Genomic DNA, 18,982 nt, shown 5'->3' with positions numbered 1-18,982 from the left:
GGTGGGCGCGGCACGCCCGCAGGGCGCAAACAACCGCGGCTGCGCCGCCCGGCCCCTCGGGGCTCCGCCCTGGGCGCGGGCCCGGCCCACGGCGGCTACGCCGCCGGGCCGCAGGCCCGCTGCCGCGCAAGGCCACCCTCCCCCAGCCTGGCGGCTGGGAGGTGCCCCCATGGCGGGTGGGTGGGCGCGGCACGGCCGCCAGGCCGACACCGCCGCCAAGGCCCCAACAAGGCGGCTCCGCCGCCGTTGGGCCCCCGCGGGCCGCCGCCCGCGCGCAGCGCGCCCGCGACGCGGCAGCGGAACAAAGGGCGGGTGGGTGGGGGAAAACCTCACGCGCCCAAACGGTCAAGCAGCGCCCCAACCCTCCGCGTCTCCGACGCGAGGAACTCCCCGAAAGCCTCACCGGCGAGGTACGCGTCCCCCCACCCGTTCTCCCGCAGCGCGTCCCTCCACTCCCGCCGTTCGTGGAGCCGCTCGAGCAGCCCCCGCAACCGGTCGAGGCGGTCGGGGGCGAGGTCGGGCGGGGCCAGCAGGCCGCGCCAGTTGGTCATCTCGACGTCGTAGCCGCACTCGCGCAGCGTCGGCGCGTCGATGCCGGCGACGCGCCGTGAACCGGTGACGGCGAGTACCCGCAGTTCGCCGGCGGCGACCGCGTGGCGGAGTTCGCCGAGGCCGCTGACGATGACGTCGGCCCGGCCGCCGAGGAGCGCGGCGAGCAGCCCGCCGCCGCCGTCGTAGTGGTCGAAGGTGACCTCGCGGGGCCGCAGGCCCACCGCTTCGGCGGTCATCATCAGCGCGAGGTAGTCGGGGCCGCCGGGCAGTGAGCCGATGCCGGCGGTGAGTCGGCCGCGTCGCCAGTCGTCGAGGAGGGCGTCGAACGACCGGTAGGGGGAGGCGGCCGAGACCACGATGGTGCCGGGTTCGTCCACCAGCCTGGCCAGCGGCGTCGCGTCGTCGATCCGCACCGGGGCCGAGCCGGTGTGCAGGCTGCCGACCAGGCCGAGGCCCATCTGGAGGAGCAGCCCGTCGTTGCCCGACTCGTGGACCAGCCGGGTCATGGCGACCGTGCCCATGCCACCGGTGAGGTTGAACACCTCGACCTCGCCGGCGAGCCCGGCCTCGCGCAGCGTGATGGCGAACGTGCGGGCGGTGAAGTCGTAGCCGCCGCCGGCCACCGTCGGCACCATCACCCGCAGCCGCGCGCTGGGCGGCTCGTTGAGGCAGCCGCCGGCCAGCAGCAGGGCCGGGATGGCCAGCAGGCCGGTGACCCGTGCCCGGTTTGGCAGCATCGCGGGGGATATCGGAGCGGGCTTCACGCGGCGTAACGTACCTCGCGAAGGGTCCGATGGACAGTGCCGAGCGTATCGTCCGATGTCCGAGTGATCCGACCGTGCGAGGGAGCCGAAGGAGGTGGTGCGCCGATGCGCCGCGAGATACGCCTGCCCAGGCTGTCGCTGCCCAGGCTGTCGCTGCCCAGGCTGTCGCTGGCCAGGCAGTTCCTGACGCTCCAGCTCGGCCTGATCGTGGTCGTGCTCGTGGTGATCGCCGGGGTGTCCATCGCGCAGGCCAACGCGGACTTCCGCCGGACCGAGGGCAGCCGGCTGCTGAACGTCGCGGAGAACGTGGCCTCCCAGGAGGCGGTGCGGATCGGCCTTGCCGACCCCGAGCACCGGGGCATCCTACAGGCGACGGCGGAGAGCGCCCGCAGCGTGTCGAGCGCCTCGTACGTGGAGATCACGGACGCGGACCGGCGGATCCTGACGGCGGCCGATCCGCGGCGCATCGGCGAGGAGCTGCCGCTGGCGGACAGCACGGTGCTCGACGGCAGGTCGTGGACGGGCAGCACGACGGACGGCGGCGGCACCACGTCGCTGGTGGCGCACGTGCCGGTGTTCGGCGAGGGCGGCGAGCTGCTGGGGGTGGTGGCGGTCGGCCACGACACCCGCGGCTTCGCGGAGCGGGTGCGCACGGCGACGCCCGAGCTGCTGCTCTATCTCGGCATCGCCGTCGCGCTCGGCGCGGTGGGCTCGTACCTGCTGGCCAGGCGGATCAAGCGGCAGACGCTGGGGCTCGAACCGGACGAGATCACGGCGCTGGTCGAGCACCGGGAGGCGATGCTGCACGGGATCAAGGAGGGCGTGATCGGCCTCGACGCGCAGGGCAGGCTGACGCTGGCCAACGACAGCGCGCGGGAGCTGCTGCGGCTGCCGGCGGACGCGCCGGGTCGCACGCTGGCCGAGCTGCGGGTCACCGGCCGGCTGCACGACGTGCTGACCGGGCGGGCCACCGGCCGGGACCAGGTGGTGTTCACCGGGGAGCGGGTGCTGACCGTCAACCGGATGCCGCTGGTCACCAGGGGGCAGCCGGCCGGCTCGGTGACCACGATGCGTGACCTCACCGAACTGACGGCGTTGCAGCAGCAGTTGGAGGCGACGCGAAGCGCGACGGACACGCTGCGGGCGCAGGCGCACGAGTTCTCCAACCATCTGCACGTGATCGCCGGGCTGGTGGAGTTGCGGGAGTACCCGGAGGTGGCACGCTACGTGCGCGGGGTGAGCGGCACCCACGCGCAGCGCAGCGCGGACGTCAACGCCCATGTGGCGGACCCGTCGTTGGCGGCGCTGCTGATCGCCAAGGCCAGCCTGGCCGCGGAGCAGGGCAGCACGCTGCGGCTGACGGCGGACAGCGACCTCGGGTCGGTTCCCGAGTCGCTGGCCTCGGACCTGGTGACGGTGGTGGGGAATCTGGTGGACAACGCGTTGGACGCGGTGCGGGGCCGGGCCGGCGGGGAACTGGCCGGAGAGGGTTGGGTCGAGGTGAGGCTGACGGAGTCGGCGGAGGGGATAGCCGTGCGGGTGCGCGACTCGGGTCCCGGGGTGGCGCCCGAGTTGGCGGAGGAGATCTTCCGCCACGGCTTCACCACCAAGGCGGCGGACCGGGACTCGGGGCGCGGCCTCGGGTTGGCGCTCACCCGGCTGGTGTGCACCCGGCGGGGTGGCGAAGTGACGGTGAGCGGGGCGGAGTTCAGCGCGCGGCTGCCGCGCACCGCGCGGGAGAGAACCCTTGAGCGACAAGGGCAGGGGCAGGCACAGGGGCAGGGGGCGGGCTCGTGATCCGGGTGCTGATCGTCGACGACGACTTCATGGTGGCCAGGCTGCACCGCAAGGTGGTGGAGCGCACCCCCGGTTTCGAGGTGGTCGGGGAGGCCAGGACGGGCGCCGAGGCGTTGGCCGCGGTGCGTGAACTCCACCCGGATCTGGTGCTGTTGGACATCTATCTGCCGGACATCAGCGGCCTGGAGGTGCTGCGCGAGCTGCGCGGTGGCGCGGCGGCGGACGGCGGCCCCGAGCCGGACGTGCTGGTGATCACGGCGGCCCGGGAGGTGGAGACGGTGCGCGGGGCGCTGCGCGGCGGCGCCGTGCACTACGTCATCAAGCCCTTCGAGGTGCCGGTGTTGCAGGAGCGGCTGCGGGACTACGCGCGCCGGTCGCGGGAGTTGGCGGCCATCGCGTCGCTGCCGGGGCAGGACGTGGTGGACCGGGTGTTCGGGGCGGCGATGCCGCCGCCCCGGCTGCCGAAGGGGCTCTCCGAGGAGACGGCCGAGCTGGTCCGCGGCACGCTGGTGGCGTGCGACGAGGACCTGTCGGCGGCGGAGTGCGCGGCCCGCAGCGGCCTCTCCCGGGTGAGCGCGCGGCGCTATCTGGAGCACTTCGCGGCCACCGGGCGGGTGGCGGTGAGCCTGCGTTACGGCAGCACCGGCCGGCCGGAGCGTCGCTTCCGCTGGGCCGGCGAGTCCGAACGGCCGTGAGGCGGTCCGCCCCGTGGCGGGGAGGGGCGGATCAGTGCCAGCGGTCGGGCAGCAGGCCGAGGCCGTGCGGGGTGAGGGTGTGCAGCACTTCGTTGCCGCGCCGCATCGACATGACGAGCCCGGCGTCCCGCAGCACCCGGGCGTGCTGGCTGGCCGAGGCGACCGACACCCCGGCGCGCACGGCGAGTTCGCCGGTGGTGGTGCCGTTCTCGATGCAGCGCAGCACCCGGGCCCTGGTGACGCCGAGCAGCCGGCCGAGCGCGGTGGCGGTCTCGGGCGCGGGTGCGGCGTGTTCGATCGGATAGACGAGGACGGGCGTCAGGTCGGCGCTCGCGTAGGTGACGGGCAGCCGCCAGCAGAAGAAGGACGGCACCAGCAGCAGGCCGCGGCCGCCGGGGCGCACCTCGCGCTCGACGGGGTAGTCGGACTCGAGCACCGGCGGGTTCCACCGCAGCACCGGGCGCAGCCCGTCGAGCAGCCGGTCGATGCCGCCGGCCAGCAGGTGGCGGACGCGCAGCGCGCGGTCGGCGTCCACCTCGGCCTGGACGCGGCGCCAGACGCCGCCGGCGAGGATCGCGCGGTGGTGGTAGCGCTGGAGGTCGGCGGCGAGCTGCTCCAGGGTGGCCCGGTCGCCGCGGGCCAGCGACCTGACCCAGCTGGGCAGCGGCTGTTTGGTGTCGAGCCGCTCGATCTCGGCGCCGAGCCGATGGCTCGGGGTGGCCCGCAGCGCCTCCATGCCCTCGTCCCAACCCCGGCTGGACTCGGGTGGGTTGAGGAAGTCGGGGAAGTATCCGGTGAGCGGGATCAGGGCGCGCAGGGTGGCGGGCAGGGCGCCGACGCGGCGGCGGGACTGCTCGCGCCAGTCGCCGTAGACATGGGGGGCGCGGCGGTCGCGTAACCGGTGCGAGCTGAGTACCGTCTCCCACATCGGGTCGGGCCGCTCCGCGATGCGGACCCGCGCCAGATCGTCCCCGGTGAGGTGGATGCGCAGCACCCGGCAACCTCCTTTGCAGCGACGCGTCGCGCTGACCACAGATTTTCAGCCTACGCCGAAATCGCTCGCCCGATCGATGCGTTGTCGGCCACTGTGTGGAGTGTTCGGCAACCGCTCGGGGACGGGGGGATCAGTGGATCGCTCAGGCATGCGCTGTTGTCCATGCCGCGCCGCGGGTTCCGGTATCGCTGCCCCTTCCGCCCTCGGCAAGGCCCCCCGAGCGGACGCCGAACGACCCTGAGGCGCCCGGTCCGCTCCACGAGGGGAACCGGAATCGTTCGAGTCGCCACGACGCTCGCTGTTATCGTCAGCCTCCGACCGATTCGCGGGTCCTGGTGGCCCGTCACGTCAGGGGGGACGAGACATGGGCGCACCGCCGCCTCCGCAGTATCCGTACCAGCCGCCGGGGCCGCAGCCCGGCCAGCCGATGGCGCCGTACGCCGGCTACCCCTACCCGATGCCGATGGGACCGACGGCCGTCTTCGCCAGCCCCAGGGGCCTGAGCATCGCGGTCAGCGTGTTGCTCGGCGTGTGCGCCGGCTTCTCCCTCCTGATGGCGATCGCGGCCTTCCGGATGTGGGCGACGGCGACCGACATCAAGGACGGCAACTTCCCGCCTCTCCAAGAGGCTCAGGACGTCGAGGACTTCTTCTTCAACACCATCGGGCTCCAGGCCCTCAGTTTCCTGGCCTCCGGCATCCTGTTCATCATCTGGTTCTACCGGATCCGGACGAACGCCGAGGTGTTCGACCCCAACGGGCAGCGGCTCGGCCGAGGTTGGTCGATCGGCGCCTGGTTCACGCCGGTGGTGAACTTCTGGTTCCCCAAGCAGATCGCCAACGATGCCTGGCGGGCCAGCACTCCGTGGGGCGCCAACCCCGGCGGGGGCGTGATGAACGCCTGGTGGGCACTGTGGATCGCGACCCTGGTCCTCTACATCTCCGTCCGGAGCCAGGGCCCGGACAACGACGACCTCGGCAGCCGCACGGACCTGGACCGGTTGCAGGGCCAGTCCGCCACGCTCGCTGTGACCGGCCTGGTGATCGTGGCGGCGGCCATCGTGGGGATCCTCTTCGTCCGCCAACTCAGCGCCCGGCAGCAGACGAAGTACGCCCAGGGCCCGGTCCCGCCCGGCGCGTCGATGCCGATGCCGATGCCCGGCCCGATGCCCGGCGGCTACCCCGTGCCCGGTGGCTACCCCATGCCCGGCGGCTACCCGCCGGCCGCCGGCGCTCCGCAGCCCGGGGCCTACCCACCGGGCGCCTACCCGCCGCCGGCCCAGGGCCAGGTCCCGCCCGGCCAGCCGCCGATGGCGCCCCCTGGCTGATCAGCCCGACAGCCCTGCGGTAGTGTCCGCCGTTCAACCGTGGTATCGAACGGGAGATCGCCAGTGGGGATGATAGTGCTGATCGTGGGAGTCGTCGTGGTGGCGGCCGTCCTGGCGATCGTGTGGGCCACTCGACGCGGCAACCGGCAGCCAGCCGCGTACGCCCAGGGCCAGGTCCCGCCCGGGGCCTACCCACCGCCCGGCGCGTACCCGCAACCCGGCGCCTACCCGCCGCCCGGTGGATACCCGCAGCAACCCCCTGGGTATCCGCAGCCAGGGGCCCACCCGCAGCCGCCGTTCCCCGGGACTCCGCCGGCGCCCGGCATGCCGCCCGGCCAGCCTCCCGTCCCGCCCCCGGGCTGATCCTGCCGATCCGGCTGATCCGATCGACCGCTGATCCGAACGGCGTGCGATAGTGTCCCCCGTTCAACTGTGGTACCGAACGGGGGACGCCAATGGGCCTGGCCCTGGCAATCGTTGGAATCGTGGCGTTGGCGCTGGCCGTCGTCCTGCTGCTGAGGTCGCGGCGCCGGAGCGCGCCGCCCGCGCCCGTCGTGCCCCGTGACCCCTTCGCGCCGGACGCCGACACGGCGGGGGACCCCCGGCTGCTGAAGGCCGGGGACATGGTCGAGTACCTGGGTGAACGGCTCTTCGTCCGGGGCTCGTTGCGGCTGAGCGAGGGCGGCTTCAGCTGGTCCGAGCACTTCGTCGACGCGATGGACGGCACCGCCGAAGGCAAGCGGTGGATCTCGGTCGAGGAGGACCCCGACCTCGAGGTCGTCATGTGGCGCGAGTACCTGGGCGAGCCGCGGTTGCTGCCCACCGAGCCCACCCTCACGGTGGCCGGCGTCGCCTACCGCCGCACCGAGCACGGCACCGCCGGCTACCGCTCCGAGGGCACCACGGGCCTCGCCCCGACGGGCCGCGTGGAGTACGCGGACTACGAGGGCCCCGGCGGGCGCGCCCTCGCCTTCGAACGGTTCTTGAATGAGCGGGGCGTGGACGGGCAGGGCGTCGGCGACTGGGAGGCGTCGCTCGGCGAGCGGGTGCCCACCGGCACGCTCACCATCTACCCCGGCGGCGGCGCGTGAGCGGGATATCCCTGGCGGCTCCCTATCTGGACACCAGCGCCGACCAGTTGTCGTTCTCGCTGGACGACCCCGCGCAGCCGGCGCTGGCCATCGCGCTCGTCGAACTCGACGGCATCGGGGTGGAGTTGCGCCTGCTCGGCGCCTCGCACCAGGTGTTCGCAGGGCCGGTGCGGGAGACCCTGGCCTGCCTCCCTGAACGGCCGGGCGGCGGCCCGCCCCCTGCCGTGAACCGGCGTCTCGACGGCTGGAGTTACCGGTTCACCTCCCGGGTCCAGCACTGCGCGCCGGCCGAGCTGTCCAGCCGGGTGGCCACGCTCCGCGCCCGACTCGCCGACCGCGACGGGGCGTTGTGCGGGGTGTTCCCCGGCTCGCCGGACGCCGTCACCGCGCTCTGGGCCCGGGGCTCGGCGGCCGGCGGCGTCGAGTGGCGCACCTGGCACGCCTACCCGCAGGCCGACCAACTCGTGATCACCAGAACCAGGTTGGAGCAACCATGAGGCGCAGCGCCATGGCCGCGGCCGCGCTCGTCGTCCTGCTGCCGCTGACCGGCTGCGGCAGCGGCGACGACGACCCGGACGTGCCGCGCCGCTGGATCCAGTCCACCTACGAGCGCTCCGGATCCGACTGGGAGGACCTCTTCCTCGACCGGAACAACCTCCCGGCCCGGGTGGCCGACGCGATCGAGCGCGAGACCGCGGCCATCGACCGGATCGAGGACGAGGGCTCGGTCTTCCTCCGCTACGACGACGACATCGTGGCGATCACCCCCTTCGGCGCCGCCCTCGACGGCAGCCGGATCGACATCGACGACTACGAGACGGGACGTTCCCGCTACAGCTCGCACGTCAGCCACCGCTGGCCGGCCGCGCAGCGTAACAGCGGCGGCGACTTCCGGGGCGGCGGCCCAGGCAGCGGCAAGTAGGCGAGTAACCGGCTCCGCACGGCACTCCACGACCGCCACGCACTCCACGACCTCCACGACCTCCACGAACTCCAGGCACTCCGCGAACTCCAGGCACTCCGCGAAAGGACAGCGACACCATGGGGGACATCCTCGAATCGGCCGGCCAGGCCCTGCTCTACGGACTCGTCGGCTTCGGCGTGATGGCGGTGGCCTTCGTCGCGCTCGACCTGCTCACCCCGGGGCACCTGGCCAAGCAGGTCTGGGTCGAGCGCAGCAAGGGCGCCTCGATCCTGCTCGCCGGCCAGATGCTGGGCGTCGGCATCGTGCTCAGGTCCGCGATCGGCGCCAGCGAGTCCGAGGACGGTCTTGACGAGGGGCTGCTGTCCACCGCCCTCTACGGCCTGGCCGGGGTGGCGCTGATGACGCTGGTCTTCGCCGTGGTCGCCGCCCTCACGCCGGGCCGGCGCGGCGCCGCGGTGATGCAGGACCAGGACGGCCACCCGCACCCCGCCGCCTGGGTGCACGGCGCGATGTACGTGGGCACCGCGCTGATGGTCGGCGCGGCGGTGTCGTGATCGCGCGCCCCCGGCTGGCTCGGTTCCTGCTGCTGCTCACCGTCTTCCTGTGCGCGGCCTGCGGCCTGGTCTACGAGCTGGCGCTGGTGGCACTCGGCGGCTATCTGATCGGCAACACCGTCTTCCAGACCTCCCTGGTGCTGTCCATCATGGTGTTCGCCATGGGGGTCGGCTCGCTGGCGGCCAAGCCGCTGCAACGCCGCGCGGTCGGCGCCTTCGCCGTCGTCGAGGGGGCCCTGGCGCTGATCGGCGGCTGCTCGGTGCTGCTGCTCTACGTGCTGTTCGCGGTGCTCGGCATCTACACCTCGGCGATGGTGGTGGTGGCCTTCGTCGTCGGCCTGCTGATCGGCGCCGAGATCCCGCTGCTGATGACGATGCTCCAGCGGATCCGCCGGCAGGAGGCGGGCGGCGCGGTCGCCGACATGTTCGCCGTCGACTACCTGGGCGCGCTGGTCGGCGGCCTCTGCTTCCCGCTCCTGCTGCTGCCCACCTTCGGCCAGCTCAGGGGCGCCCTGGTGGTCGGCATCGTGAACGCGGTGGCCGGCGTCGCCGTGGTGCTGTGGATCTTCCGCCGGCAGACCAGGCGCCTGGTGCGGGTCGGCCTGCTGGCCGGCATGGCGGCGATCGTGGCGGTGCTGTCCACGGCCTACGTGATGGCCGACGACATCGAGGTGACGGCCAGGCAGCGCCTCTACCGCGACCCGATCACGCACGCGGAGCGCACCCCCTACCAGGAGATCGTGCTCACCCGCTCGCTGGCGTTCACCGGCGACACCGACCTGCGGCTCTTCCTCAACGGCGACCTCCAGTTCTCCTCGGTCGACGAGTACCGCTACCACGAGGCCCTGGTGCACCCGGCGTTGGCCGGCGAGCGCGCCCGGGTCCTGATCCTGGGCGGCGGCGACGGCCTGGCGCTGCGCGAGGTGCTGCGCTACGACGACGTCACCGACGTCACCCTGGTCGAGCTCGACCCGGCCATGACCGAACTCGCCGCCGACTACGGTCCGTTGCGCGAGCTGAACGCCGACTCGCTGTCCGACCCCCGGGTCGACGTCGTCAACGCCGACGCCTTCGGCTGGCTCCGCGACGCCACCGGCCCCTACGACGCGGTGCTGATCGACTTCCCCGACCCCGAGGACACGGCGACCGCCAAGCTCTACTCGGTCGAGTTCTACGCGATGCTGGCCAACGTCCTCGCGCCGGACGCCCGGGTGGTCGTCCAGTCCGGCTCCCCGTTCTTCGCCCCGCGCACCTACTGGTCGATCGACGCCAGCATCCGGCAGGCCGGCTTCGCCACCACCCCCTACCAGGTGGACGTCCCGAGCTTCGGCAACTGGGGCTTCACGCTGGCCACCCTGGGCGCGGGCCCGACCCCCGGGCTGCGACTCCCCGCCGACGCCCCCGCCCTCCGCTTCCTCGACGAGGACGTGCTCACCGCCGCCACCGTCTTCCCCGTCGACCGCCGCGCCCGCGACGACGTCCGCGCCTCCACCCTGATGGACCCGGTGGTCGTGGAGTACGCCCGCAGCGAGTGGCAGTTCGACTGACCCGGCCCGGCCCCGCTCAACCCGCTCACCCCGCGCGTCCCGCTCACTCGCGCGCGTCGTAGGCGGCCCGCGCGGCCGCGACCTCCGTCTGGTGCGCCTCGGTCCACTCGACCAGCGCCTGGATGGTGGTGAGCAGAGTGCGGCCGAGCGGCGTCAGCTCGTACTCCACCCGGGGCGGCACCACCGGGTGGACCGTCCGCAGGACCAGCCCGTCCCGCTCCAGGTTGCGGAGCGTGACGGTGAGCATGCGCTGACTGATCCCGTCGATCTCGCGGCGCAGCTCGCTGAACCGCCACGAGCCCTGGTCGAGCAGCGCCACCACGAGCAGCGACCACTTGTCGGCGACCCGGTCGAGGATCTGCCGGACCTCGCAGCCCTCCCGGACGTCCCACTGCGACACGGAATCGTCCCTGGTACCCGCGCAGTGACTCGGTGACTTCAAAGTGCCTTCTTCCACGCCGTCCGAGGATGCCGCAGGATCGGGACGGTAACAAGAGGGAACCGACATGCGGTTCCGTAACCACCCACCGCGCCCCCTTCCAGGAGACAGCCATGCCCGCACCGTCCTCTTCCCGTTCCCGGGGACTGCTCCTCGTGCTCTGTGGAGCGATCTTCCTCGAGGGCATCGACATCGCCATGTTCAACGTGGCGCTCCCCGCCATCCGCGACGACCTGGGGATGTCGACCAGCTCGCTGCAATGGGTGATGAGCGCCTACGTCCTCGGGTACGGCGGGTTCATGCTGCTCGGCGGCCGGGCCGCGGACCTGTTCGGGCGGCGCCGGATGTTCGTCGGCTGGCTCACCGTCTTCCTGCTCTTCTCCGGGCTCGGCGGCCTGGCCACCGAGGGCTGGCTGCTGATCCTGGCCCGCTTCGTCACCGGGATCTCGGCCGCGTTCATGACCCCGGCCGGCCTGTCGATCATCACCACCACCTTCGAGGAGGGCCCGCGCCGCAACCGCGCCCTGCTGATCTACTCGGGGACGGCGGCCGGCGGCTTCTCCTGCGGCCTGGTCATCGGCGGCTTCCTGACCGCGATCGACTGGCGCTGGGTGTTCTTCGCCCCGGTGCTGCTCTCCGCCGTGATCCTGCTCGGTGCCCTCACCCTCGTCCCCAGGGTGGCCGAGTCGCGGCCGGCCGACCGCCGCCTGGACGTCGCCGGTGCCGTCACCGTCACGGCCGCGATCATCCTGCTGGTGCTCGGCGTCGAGCGCGCCACCCACACCACCGCGGTCCTGACCGTGGCCACCGTCGCCGCCAGCCTCGCGCTCTTCGGTCTCTTCGTTCTCGTCGAACGCCGGGCCACCACCCCGCTGCTCCGCCTCGGCCTGCTGCGCTCGGGACCGCTGGTCCGCGCCAACCTCACCGCCCTGCTGCTCCTCGGCGGCTTCTACGGCTTCCAGTTCATCGCGGTGCTCTACCTCCAGGAGCTGCGCGGCTGGTCGACCCTGGAGACCAGCTTCGCGATGCTGGTGATCGGCGCCGACGCCGTGCTCTCGCCGACCGTGGTGCCCCGGCTCGTCGAGCGGTTCGGCAACGCCCGGGTGATCCTCACCGGCATGCTGCTGGCCACCGCGGCCTACGCGCTGTTCCTGCCGGTCGGCGCGGACTGGACCTACCTCGCGATGCTCCCCAGCTTCCTCCTGCTCAGCCTGTCGTTCGCGATGGCCTACGGACCGCTGACCATCGTCGCCACCGAGGGCGTCGCCGAGGAGGACCAGGGCCTGGCCGGCGGGCTGCTCTACACGTCCTTCCAGTTCGGCGCGGCGCTCGGCCTCTCGGCCGTCACCGCCGTCAACGTCGCCGCCACCGGCGACGAGGGATCGCCGGCCGCGCTCCTCGACGGCTACCGGGCCGCCCTGCTCGTCCCGCTGGTCTGCGCCCTGCTCGCCACCGGGCTCGCCGCGGTCGGCACGGTGACCCGACGCCGCCGCCCCGGGCCCGTCGCGCCGACCGAGGCGCCGGCCGCCGAGGTGGCGCGGTAACCGCGGGACGGGGCCCGCACGATGGCCGGATCGGGCCTGTACATGCCATAGAGCCGGTCCTGACCATCGTCAAACGGCGTAAACCACGCCAGTCTGGAGGGTGCGCATGCTGCCCATCGCCTTAGCCGGTGTGCCGGCCGGTAGAACGCTGATGATCCACCCGCCCTACGTCCACGACGACTACGTGGCGGACGACGGCCCCTTCGTGCCCGACCGGCTCCCGTTCCTGCCGGTCGCGCCGCTCTACGCCGCCGAGTTGCTCGAGCGCCACGGCCACGCCGAACCCGTCCTGTTCGACTGCCAGTTGCACGACCTACGCGAGGCGGCCGACCTCGACGGCTACGACTCCTACGGGATCGCCGTCATGGGCGCCCAGAACATCGCCCCGGCCGCCAGCGTCCACCGCTACCTCACGTCCGTCCGCGGCCTGCCGGCCGAGCGGGTCCGCGTCGGCGGGCAGGGCGTCGAACAACTCTCCCGTGCCGAGTTCGAGCAGATCTTCCCCGGCTCCCTCAAGTCCGAGCGGCACTCGCTCGCCACGCTCCCCGGCGCCATGGACATCGACCTGCGCGCCCAACTCGACCGCCTCCCCGCCGCCGACATGCGGACCTACCTCACCCACGAGATGACCCTGCCGTTCAGTCAGGGCTGCATCTTCGGCTGTAGCTTCTGCGGCGCGCAGACCCGACAGCGCGAGTCCTTCTTCAACGTCCGGGCCCACCTGGAGAACGCGATCGGGCTCGCCGAACGCGCCGGAGTCACCTCGCTCGACTTCTACTGCACCTCGCTCGACTTCTTCCAACAGGCCCTGCCGGGCGGCGACCTCGAACTGCTGGTCTCCCGGCTCGAAGCCATCGTCGAGGTACGCGAACAGCACCCGGGCCTGAGCATCGGACTCCGGGCGCTCACCCGCGCCGACTCCTACAACGCCGCGATGCGCTCGGACCACGTCCGCGACCTGGTGCTCCGCGCCGGCTTCAACCGCTTCGGCTTCGGCGCCGACGGCGCCGCCTCCGTCGCGATCCTGCGCGCCATGCGCAAACACGCCGACACCCTCAGGTCCGACCTGCTCAACGCCTTCCACCACATGGAGGAGCACGGCCTGGTCCCGGAAATCCTCTACGTCTTCGGCATCCCGGAGGACACCGCGGACTCCCTCGCCGAGACCCGCGCGCTGTGCGGCCTGCTGCTGGAGACGTTCCCCACCTCCGAGTACCGAGGCTTCCCCGCCAAGAACGAGATCCCCGGCAACGCCAACTGGAACCGCCGGGGTTGGCGTGGCTCCCCCGGCCACCAGCAACTCCTCGACCAGCCCGACCAGTTCCTCAACCTCGGCTTCGAGGCCCTAGCCAACGAGATCTCCCACCCCGACCCGGAAACCCGGCTGATGGTCAACCGCTACGCGGTCGACATGAGTCGCTACGCCCACGAACTCGGACGCGTCGGCAGCTACCTGACCGTCCCCGTCGCCACCGCCAGCGCCCCGATCATGGACGCCCCCACGCTGGCCGCCTTCCGCGACATCGCCGCCAACTACGCCCCCTCGCTGGCCGCCGACCTCACCTCGGACAACCTCGGAGACCACCGCGCGGCGCTCAACTCCGCCATCCCCAAGGACCACTGAGCCGACCAGCGCCCCCGCGGCCCCACCCTGACACTCAGCGGTGGGGCCGACGTTCTTCTCAGAAGCGTTGTTTGTCAGAAGCGTTGACGAATGCGTCGGCCGCTCCTACCTTCGTCGCGTCGCACATCGTACGTCATATACGAGGGACCGCTATGCCAGGAACGACCGCTCTTTCGGCCTTCGTACCCATGGAATCCGGCAGACGCCACCCCACCGTCTGAGCCGTCTCCGAACCGCTCACCCACCCCACTCATGAAGGTGCGGCCCGTTCACCGCCAAGTTCCCGGGCCGCACCAGAGGACGAAACCACTCCCTCCTCGGGGGAGCCTACCCAACTCCCTGGAGCCACGGTGCCCCTTTCCCCTGCCATCCCGCCTGCCGTCCCCACCCCCCACCCCGCCGCCCGCCAGCGCGGCAACATGCGCTGGACGATCGTCGGCTTCTCGGCGCTCGGCCTCACCATCGCCTACCTCGACCGTGCCGCGCTGAGCGTGGCCATGCCCTACATGTCGGACGAGTTCCACATCAGCGACGCCGTCCAGGGCGTCATGCTCTCCGCGTTCTTCTGGACCTACGCCCTGTTCCAGATCCCCTCCGGCTGGCTGCTCGACCGCTTCGGCCCCCGCGTCGTCTACCCGGTCGCGGTCGGCTGGTGGTCGATCTGGACGGCGCTCACCGCCCTGGCCCGCGGCGTCGGCTCCGTCATGGTGTTCCGGCTCGGCCTCGGCATCGGCGAGGCACCCGTGCAGCCGGCCAACGTGAAGGTCGTCTCCCGCTGGTTCCCGCGCCGCGAACGGGCCTTCGCGTCAAGCCTGTTCGACACCGGCCAGCAGATCGGCACCACGCTCTCGATCCCGGTCGTGACGGGCCTCGCCTTCCTCGGCGGCTGGCGCCTCGCCTTCGTCGTCATCGGCCTCGCCGGGCTGCTGTGGATCGTGGGCTGGCTGGCCGTCTACCACGACCCCGAGGACCATCCGCGGGTCTCGGCCGCCGAGTTGGCCCACATCCGCTCCGACCGCGACCAGGAACCGACCGCCGCCGCCGAGGGGCCGATCGACGTCCCCTGGCGCGACCTGGTCGGCGACAACCAGGTCTGGGCGCTGACCGTCGGCTACGTGTTCCGCTCGCTCTCCGGCGCGTTCTTCCTCACCTGGTACCCCAGCTACCTGCTCGACGACCGGGGGTTCTCCGAGGCCGACTTCGGCATGGTCGGCTGGATACCCTCCCTCATCGCCATCGGGGCGACCGTGCTCGGCGGCGTCGTCTCCGACCGGCTGCTGGCCGCCGGACACTCCCCGAACCTGGCCCGCAAGGTCCCGATCGTCTCCGGGCTCGGGATCAGCGCCGTCATCGGCTTCGCCCCGTTCATCGACAGCAACCTCCTCCTGATGGTCCTGCTCACCGTCAGCAGCGCGGCGCACTCGTTCGCCGGCGCCGCGGTCCTCAGCCTGCCGGCCGAGATCGCCGGCTCCACCGACCACGTCGGCGCCGTCGCCGGCTTCCAGAACTTCGGCTCCCAGGTCGGCAACCTCGTCAGCCCGATCGCCATCGGCCTGTTCCTCACCACCAGCGGCGGCTCCTACGTCGGCCCCCTGGTCGGCTCCGCCGCCTGCTGCCTGGTCAGCGCCTCGATCTACCTGTTCTGGGTCCGTATCAAACCCGTCGTCACCGCCCCCGAGATCGCCCAGGAGCCCGCCGCGTGAAGATCGACTCCCTCCGCACCTACCGGCAGCGCGTCGGCGACCGGCCGCGGGTCCTGGTCAGGATCACCACGGACGACGGCCTCGACGGCTGGTCCGAGGTCTACAACCACGGCCCCGACCTCGCCTACCCCCCGCTGCTCGACTACCTCTTCGGGCAGATCAGGGGCATGGACGCCAGCTCCCCGCCCCGCGTCAACCAGTTCCTGCTCCAGTCCAGCCGCTTCCCCCAGGGCGCCCTCGGGCTGGCCGCCATCGCCGCCGTCGACCACGCGCTGTGGGACATCGCGGCCAAGGCCCTCGACGTGCCCGTCTACCGGCTGCTCGGCGGCGCCGTCCGCGACCGGGTGCGCGTCTACGCCGGCCTCTACAACGCCCCCGACGTCGCCGAACTCCGCGACACCACGGCCGCGTTGCACGAACGCTTCGGCTTCACCGCGTTCAAGCTCAGCCCCTACCGCCGCGACCCGCACCGCACCCGCTTCGGGCTGCTGGCCCGCGAACTGGGCGACTACTTCGGCGACCTCCGCGCCGCGCACCCCGCCGAGTGGGACTTCGCGTTCGACGCCCACGCCGTGCTGTGGGAACCCCGCCAGGCCGTCGACCTCGGCGCCGCGCTCGCCCCCCACCAGCCGCTCTTCCTCGAGGAGCCGGTCCGCCCCGAGCACCTCCCGGCCTGGTCCAGGATCCGCTCCGAGATCACCGTCCCGCTGGCCACCGGCGAATGCCTCTACTCACCCCACGAGTTCCTCGCCCTCCTGGCGGCGGGCGGCGCCGACATCGTCCAACCCGACGTCTGCGTGGTCGGCGGCCTCACCCAGCTGACGAGGATCGCCGCCGTCGCCGACGCCCACTACGTCCCCGTCGCCCCCCACAACCCCCTCGGCCCCCTCGCCACCGCGGCCAACCTCCACTTCGCCGCGGCCACCACCAACTTCTCGATCCTCGAGTACAAACCGGACGACACGACCTGGTGCCCCGACCCCTACCTCCCGATCGACGGCCACCTCACCCTCCGCCCCGACCGCCCCGGCTGGGGCGTCGCGATCGACGAGTCCGCCCTGGAACAGGACGACTGGACCGACTGGCACCGCCGCGTCCCCACCCGCCCGGACGGCTCGACGGCCTGGATGTGACGGCCGCGGGGCGTTCGGCGTGTGCGTGCGTGGCGCGTTCGAGGCCGCACCGTGATGTCGGCGCTCGGTAGCTGCTCCACAGTTGAACGCGTTGGTGATCGATTCTGTGTCGTGGCTGAGGTGAACTCGTTGAGCAAGTGGTGAGGTGGGTGGATACGTGTGACGGCCGACGCGGCACGGATCGCCCGAAGTGCGGCGCTTTGAGAGGCCGTCACACGCCGACGGAGCAATCACGCAGTGACACACGCGTCAACGATGGCCTTCACGAAAACCGTGTCTCGCCAGTGGTGCCGCCTCTGGTGATGCCTGGCCGGGTTCCGCCGTCGATACCGTGTGCCCACCTGTTGGCTCCTGAGGGGGGAACTTCGTGGCCAGGTCGATACGTTTGGCCCTGCCTGCCGCGGTGATAGCGGCACTCATGCTGAGCGCTTGTAACAGCACCGCTGAATCTGTCGATGGTGGCGCCGGCCAGGAGCAGGAATCACCAGAGAACGAGCAGGAGACGGGGGCGGAAGAGGAACCAGAGGACGGTGCCGACGCGACCGCGGACATCCGCGAGGGCGACCCCGCCGCCAGCGTGGAAGTGCCAGCGGTCGCACGCTTGGGCCAACAGTACGAGGAGGCCCGACAGGTACTCGAGGACGCCGGCTTCACGGTCGACCGCGAATACCACACCCGATACGTCGACGGACTGCCGGGTTCGGTGCTCGAGCAGAGCCCGTCGGCTGGCGAGATGGCTCCTACCGGCTCGGTGGTCACACTCACGGTTCTGGCGCCGGCCGACATGCTCGAACAGACAGTCGTCCCCGATGTGGTGGGGGAGACCGTCGAGTCAGCTACCGAGCAGGTCAGCGAAGCGGACCTGTATCCGATCGACTTCTGCTCAGGTCCTTCGGACATCGTCGATGCCACCCAGCCGGCAGCGGGCGAAAGCGCCCCCGTCCAGGGGAACGTCTCGATCTCCTGCTCCTGACGAGACGGTGAGTAATTGCCGATGCGCCCGTTGAAACCCACGTGCGGCTATGTGCGCCGGTTGCAGTAGCGACAGCTCGGATGCCCCGGACGACGGAGCGGCATCGTTCACAGGCGAACCAGGCGGGCATCGCCGGGTGGTACCGAGGGCCGGCGCAGGCCCTCGCGGCCTCCGCCGCTACCCGGTGATGTAAGCGCACGAAGCCCTCCGGCGACGCACCGACCTCCGCCCCGGTGGGGGGAAGGTCGGACTCCCCCCGCAGCCAACCGGCCCTGACCAGCGCCGCAACCTCCGATCGGTAGTCCGCCAGCGGATAGGAGAGTTCGTGGACCTCGATCAGCACCCCCGTCGGACACCGCTCTGCCAGGACCGGCCCGGACAGGTCTACTCCCGCCCCGAGCCAGGCCGCGTCCTGCCAGTACGTGCCACTGGGCACGGCCAGCCACACACTGCGGTAGATCCGCATCCCACGGAAGCGGAAGTGCTCGGCGGCCCAGCCGAGGATGGCCAGGGCCGCCGCCTCGGGCTGGTAGTCGGTGAGCGGGTGGACGAGGCGCTCGACCGTGACCGTCACATGGTGCTCCGTACCCACGGCGGTTCCGATCTCCGGGGCAGCGTGACGCAGCCCTCGGACAAACTGCTCCTGGTCATCCTCCGTGGCGTTCCGATCCTGAACTTCCAGAGACAGGCCGTCCGAAACCCGAATCCCGGGCCCGGGGAGTTGGGTGAACCGGGCCGAAGCAGTCAGGTGGACGAGTAGACCCCAAGGCCCTGAGATGTGACGGTACAAGTAGGGCACGGCCATTGAGTTGGAGTTCCCCCGGCTATGTGAACCTGGCGCGGTGTTCTCTGAGCGCCCTGTCGAAGGAACGAGGGCTCGACTCGTCCCCCGGATCGTCCAGACCGAGGAGGGGAAGGCTCACCTCGATGGCCGAGATGGCCTCCTGGTGAGTCTCGTTCCACCGGTGGATGGCATCGAACACATGGGTTGCGGCATGGTACGCGGGCTGGACTGTCGCGTAGTCGGGGTGTACCTGGGGCGTGTGGTGCTCGTCGAACCTCATCGGGCGGCTGGGCGGCACGATCACCAGGAGAGGTTGGCCGTCGCCCCGCTTGTTGACCAGGATCTCGGCCGTCTCGTAGCTCGGTCGGCCGCCGTACCGCTCATGGGCGAAGATTCCCGCCATGACCACCGCGTCCACCGGCACCTGCGCCCGGTTGCCGACCTGAAGGTGCACGTCCGGATCGCCCTCGAGGACGCGCTGCCAGGTCTGCACGGTCTCCGCGTTACGGGAGGTGATGATGATCTGCACGTGGTTT

At 71.8% G+C, this 18,982-nt stretch carries 17 protein-coding genes; 13 read left to right on the top strand and 4 right to left on the bottom strand.

Annotated features, from left to right (window positions below):
* Window positions 1–329: 329 nt before the first annotated feature.
* Window positions 330–1,289 carry a Bug family tripartite tricarboxylate transporter substrate binding protein gene (locus ACYVPE_RS27925; RefSeq protein ID WP_461036500.1) on the bottom strand — a complete coding sequence of 320 codons (960 nt, stop codon included), beginning with the start codon at window positions 1,287–1,289 and terminating at the stop codon, window positions 330–332.
* Window positions 1,290–1,421: 132 nt separating this feature from the next.
* Between ACYVPE_RS27925 and ACYVPE_RS27920 the strand changes: the two genes are divergently transcribed.
* Complete coding sequence (locus tag ACYVPE_RS27920; protein ID WP_461036499.1) at window positions 1,422–3,113, top strand: sensor histidine kinase; 1,692 nt, start codon at window positions 1,422–1,424, stop codon at window positions 3,111–3,113.
* The gene (locus ACYVPE_RS27915) at window positions 3,110–3,808 is read left to right on the top strand and encodes a response regulator (protein ID WP_461036498.1); all 699 of its coding nucleotides are present in this window, start codon (window positions 3,110–3,112) and stop codon (window positions 3,806–3,808) included. The genes ACYVPE_RS27920 and ACYVPE_RS27915 overlap by 4 nt, the downstream gene beginning before the upstream one ends.
* Before the next feature lie 31 nt (window positions 3,809–3,839).
* Here the strand turns inward: ACYVPE_RS27915 and ACYVPE_RS27910 are convergent, their stop codons facing one another.
* Window positions 3,840–4,802, bottom strand: coding sequence for an ArsR/SmtB family transcription factor (locus tag ACYVPE_RS27910; RefSeq protein ID WP_461036497.1), 963 nt, complete (start codon window positions 4,800–4,802; stop codon window positions 3,840–3,842).
* A gap of 364 nt (window positions 4,803–5,166) precedes the next feature.
* On the opposite strand from ACYVPE_RS27910, the gene ACYVPE_RS27905 reads away from it, so the two are divergent.
* The 6 genes from ACYVPE_RS27905 to ACYVPE_RS27880 all read left to right on the top strand — a co-directional run bounded on the left by ACYVPE_RS27905 (window position 5,167) and on the right by ACYVPE_RS27880 (window position 10,246).
* Window positions 5,167–6,129: a DUF4328 domain-containing protein gene (locus ACYVPE_RS27905; protein ID WP_461036496.1), complete on the top strand. Its 963-nt coding sequence runs from the start codon at window positions 5,167–5,169 to the stop codon at window positions 6,127–6,129.
* A 485-nt stretch (window positions 6,130–6,614) separates the two neighbouring features.
* Window positions 6,615–7,220 (top strand): DUF4178 domain-containing protein, encoded by a 606-nt coding sequence (locus tag ACYVPE_RS27900; RefSeq protein ID WP_461036495.1) that lies wholly within the window; start codon window positions 6,615–6,617, stop codon window positions 7,218–7,220.
* Complete coding sequence (locus tag ACYVPE_RS27895; protein ID WP_461036494.1) at window positions 7,217–7,717, top strand: DUF2617 family protein; 501 nt, start codon at window positions 7,217–7,219, stop codon at window positions 7,715–7,717. Before ACYVPE_RS27900 ends, ACYVPE_RS27895 begins: the two co-directional genes overlap by 4 nt.
* The gene (locus ACYVPE_RS27890) at window positions 7,714–8,142 is read left to right on the top strand and encodes a DUF4247 domain-containing protein (protein WP_461036493.1); all 429 of its coding nucleotides are present in this window, start codon (window positions 7,714–7,716) and stop codon (window positions 8,140–8,142) included. The genes ACYVPE_RS27895 and ACYVPE_RS27890 overlap by 4 nt, the downstream gene beginning before the upstream one ends.
* Window positions 8,143–8,261: 119 nt before the next feature.
* Entirely contained in the window at window positions 8,262–8,699 is a 438-nt protein-coding gene (locus ACYVPE_RS27885) for a DUF350 domain-containing protein (RefSeq protein ID WP_461036492.1), read from the top strand.
* Window positions 8,696–10,246 (top strand): polyamine aminopropyltransferase, encoded by a 1,551-nt coding sequence (locus tag ACYVPE_RS27880; RefSeq protein WP_461036491.1) that lies wholly within the window; start codon window positions 8,696–8,698, stop codon window positions 10,244–10,246. Before ACYVPE_RS27885 ends, ACYVPE_RS27880 begins: the two co-directional genes overlap by 4 nt.
* A 43-nt stretch (window positions 10,247–10,289) precedes the next feature.
* Here the strand turns inward: ACYVPE_RS27880 and ACYVPE_RS27875 are convergent, their stop codons facing one another.
* Complete coding sequence (locus ACYVPE_RS27875; RefSeq protein WP_461036490.1) at window positions 10,290–10,703, bottom strand: winged helix-turn-helix transcriptional regulator; 414 nt, start codon at window positions 10,701–10,703, stop codon at window positions 10,290–10,292.
* Window positions 10,704–10,798: 95 nt separating this feature from the next.
* Between ACYVPE_RS27875 and ACYVPE_RS27870 the strand changes: the two genes are divergently transcribed.
* The 5 genes from ACYVPE_RS27870 (at window position 10,799) to ACYVPE_RS27850 (ending at window position 17,662) form a co-directional block, all read left to right on the top strand.
* Window positions 10,799–12,229 (top strand): MFS transporter, encoded by a 1,431-nt coding sequence (locus ACYVPE_RS27870; RefSeq protein WP_461036489.1) that lies wholly within the window; start codon window positions 10,799–10,801, stop codon window positions 12,227–12,229.
* 106 nt (window positions 12,230–12,335) lie between these two features.
* Window positions 12,336–13,853, top strand: coding sequence for a radical SAM protein (locus tag ACYVPE_RS27865; RefSeq protein WP_461036488.1), 1,518 nt, complete (start codon window positions 12,336–12,338; stop codon window positions 13,851–13,853).
* A gap of 350 nt (window positions 13,854–14,203) precedes the next feature.
* Window positions 14,204–15,556 carry an MFS transporter gene (locus ACYVPE_RS27860; RefSeq protein WP_461036487.1) on the top strand — a complete coding sequence of 451 codons (1,353 nt, stop codon included), beginning with the start codon at window positions 14,204–14,206 and terminating at the stop codon, window positions 15,554–15,556.
* Window positions 15,553–16,689 (top strand): mandelate racemase/muconate lactonizing enzyme family protein, encoded by a 1,137-nt coding sequence (locus ACYVPE_RS27855; protein ID WP_461036486.1) that lies wholly within the window; start codon window positions 15,553–15,555, stop codon window positions 16,687–16,689. The genes ACYVPE_RS27860 and ACYVPE_RS27855 overlap by 4 nt, the downstream gene beginning before the upstream one ends.
* A 367-nt stretch (window positions 16,690–17,056) precedes the next feature.
* Complete coding sequence (locus ACYVPE_RS27850; RefSeq protein WP_461036485.1) at window positions 17,057–17,662, top strand: PASTA domain-containing protein; 606 nt, start codon at window positions 17,057–17,059, stop codon at window positions 17,660–17,662.
* 824 nt (window positions 17,663–18,486) lie between these two features.
* Here ACYVPE_RS27850 and ACYVPE_RS27845 read toward each other — a convergent pair.
* Complete coding sequence (locus tag ACYVPE_RS27845) at window positions 18,487–18,975, bottom strand: hypothetical protein (RefSeq protein WP_461036484.1); 489 nt, start codon at window positions 18,973–18,975, stop codon at window positions 18,487–18,489.
* Between the last annotated feature and the right edge of the window lie 7 nt (window positions 18,976–18,982).

The sequence above is a fragment of the Streptomyces mayteni genome, from assembly GCF_054783955.1.
Note: the sequence above shows the minus strand (reverse complement) of the source record. Positions and strands in the feature narration are given on the sequence as shown.

Bases quoted from the DNA above. Each gene is read 5' to 3' on its own strand.
- ACYVPE_RS27890 (WP_461036493.1), top strand. From the start codon at position 7,714: ATGAGGCGCAGCGCCATGGCCGCGGCCGCGCTCGTCGTCCTGCTGCCG.
- ACYVPE_RS27865 (WP_461036488.1), top strand. From the start codon at position 12,336: ATGCTGCCCATCGCCTTAGCCGGTGTGCCGGCCGGTAGAACGCTGATG.
- ACYVPE_RS27870 (WP_461036489.1), top strand. From the start codon at position 10,799: ATGCCCGCACCGTCCTCTTCCCGTTCCCGGGGACTGCTCCTCGTGCTC.
- ACYVPE_RS27925 (WP_461036500.1), bottom strand. From the start codon at position 1,289: ATGCTGCCAAACCGGGCACGGGTCACCGGCCTGCTGGCCATCCCGGCC.
- ACYVPE_RS27905 (WP_461036496.1), top strand. From the start codon at position 5,167: ATGGGCGCACCGCCGCCTCCGCAGTATCCGTACCAGCCGCCGGGGCCG.
- ACYVPE_RS27885 (WP_461036492.1), top strand. From the start codon at position 8,262: ATGGGGGACATCCTCGAATCGGCCGGCCAGGCCCTGCTCTACGGACTC.
- ACYVPE_RS27920 (WP_461036499.1), top strand. From the start codon at position 1,422: ATGCGCCGCGAGATACGCCTGCCCAGGCTGTCGCTGCCCAGGCTGTCG.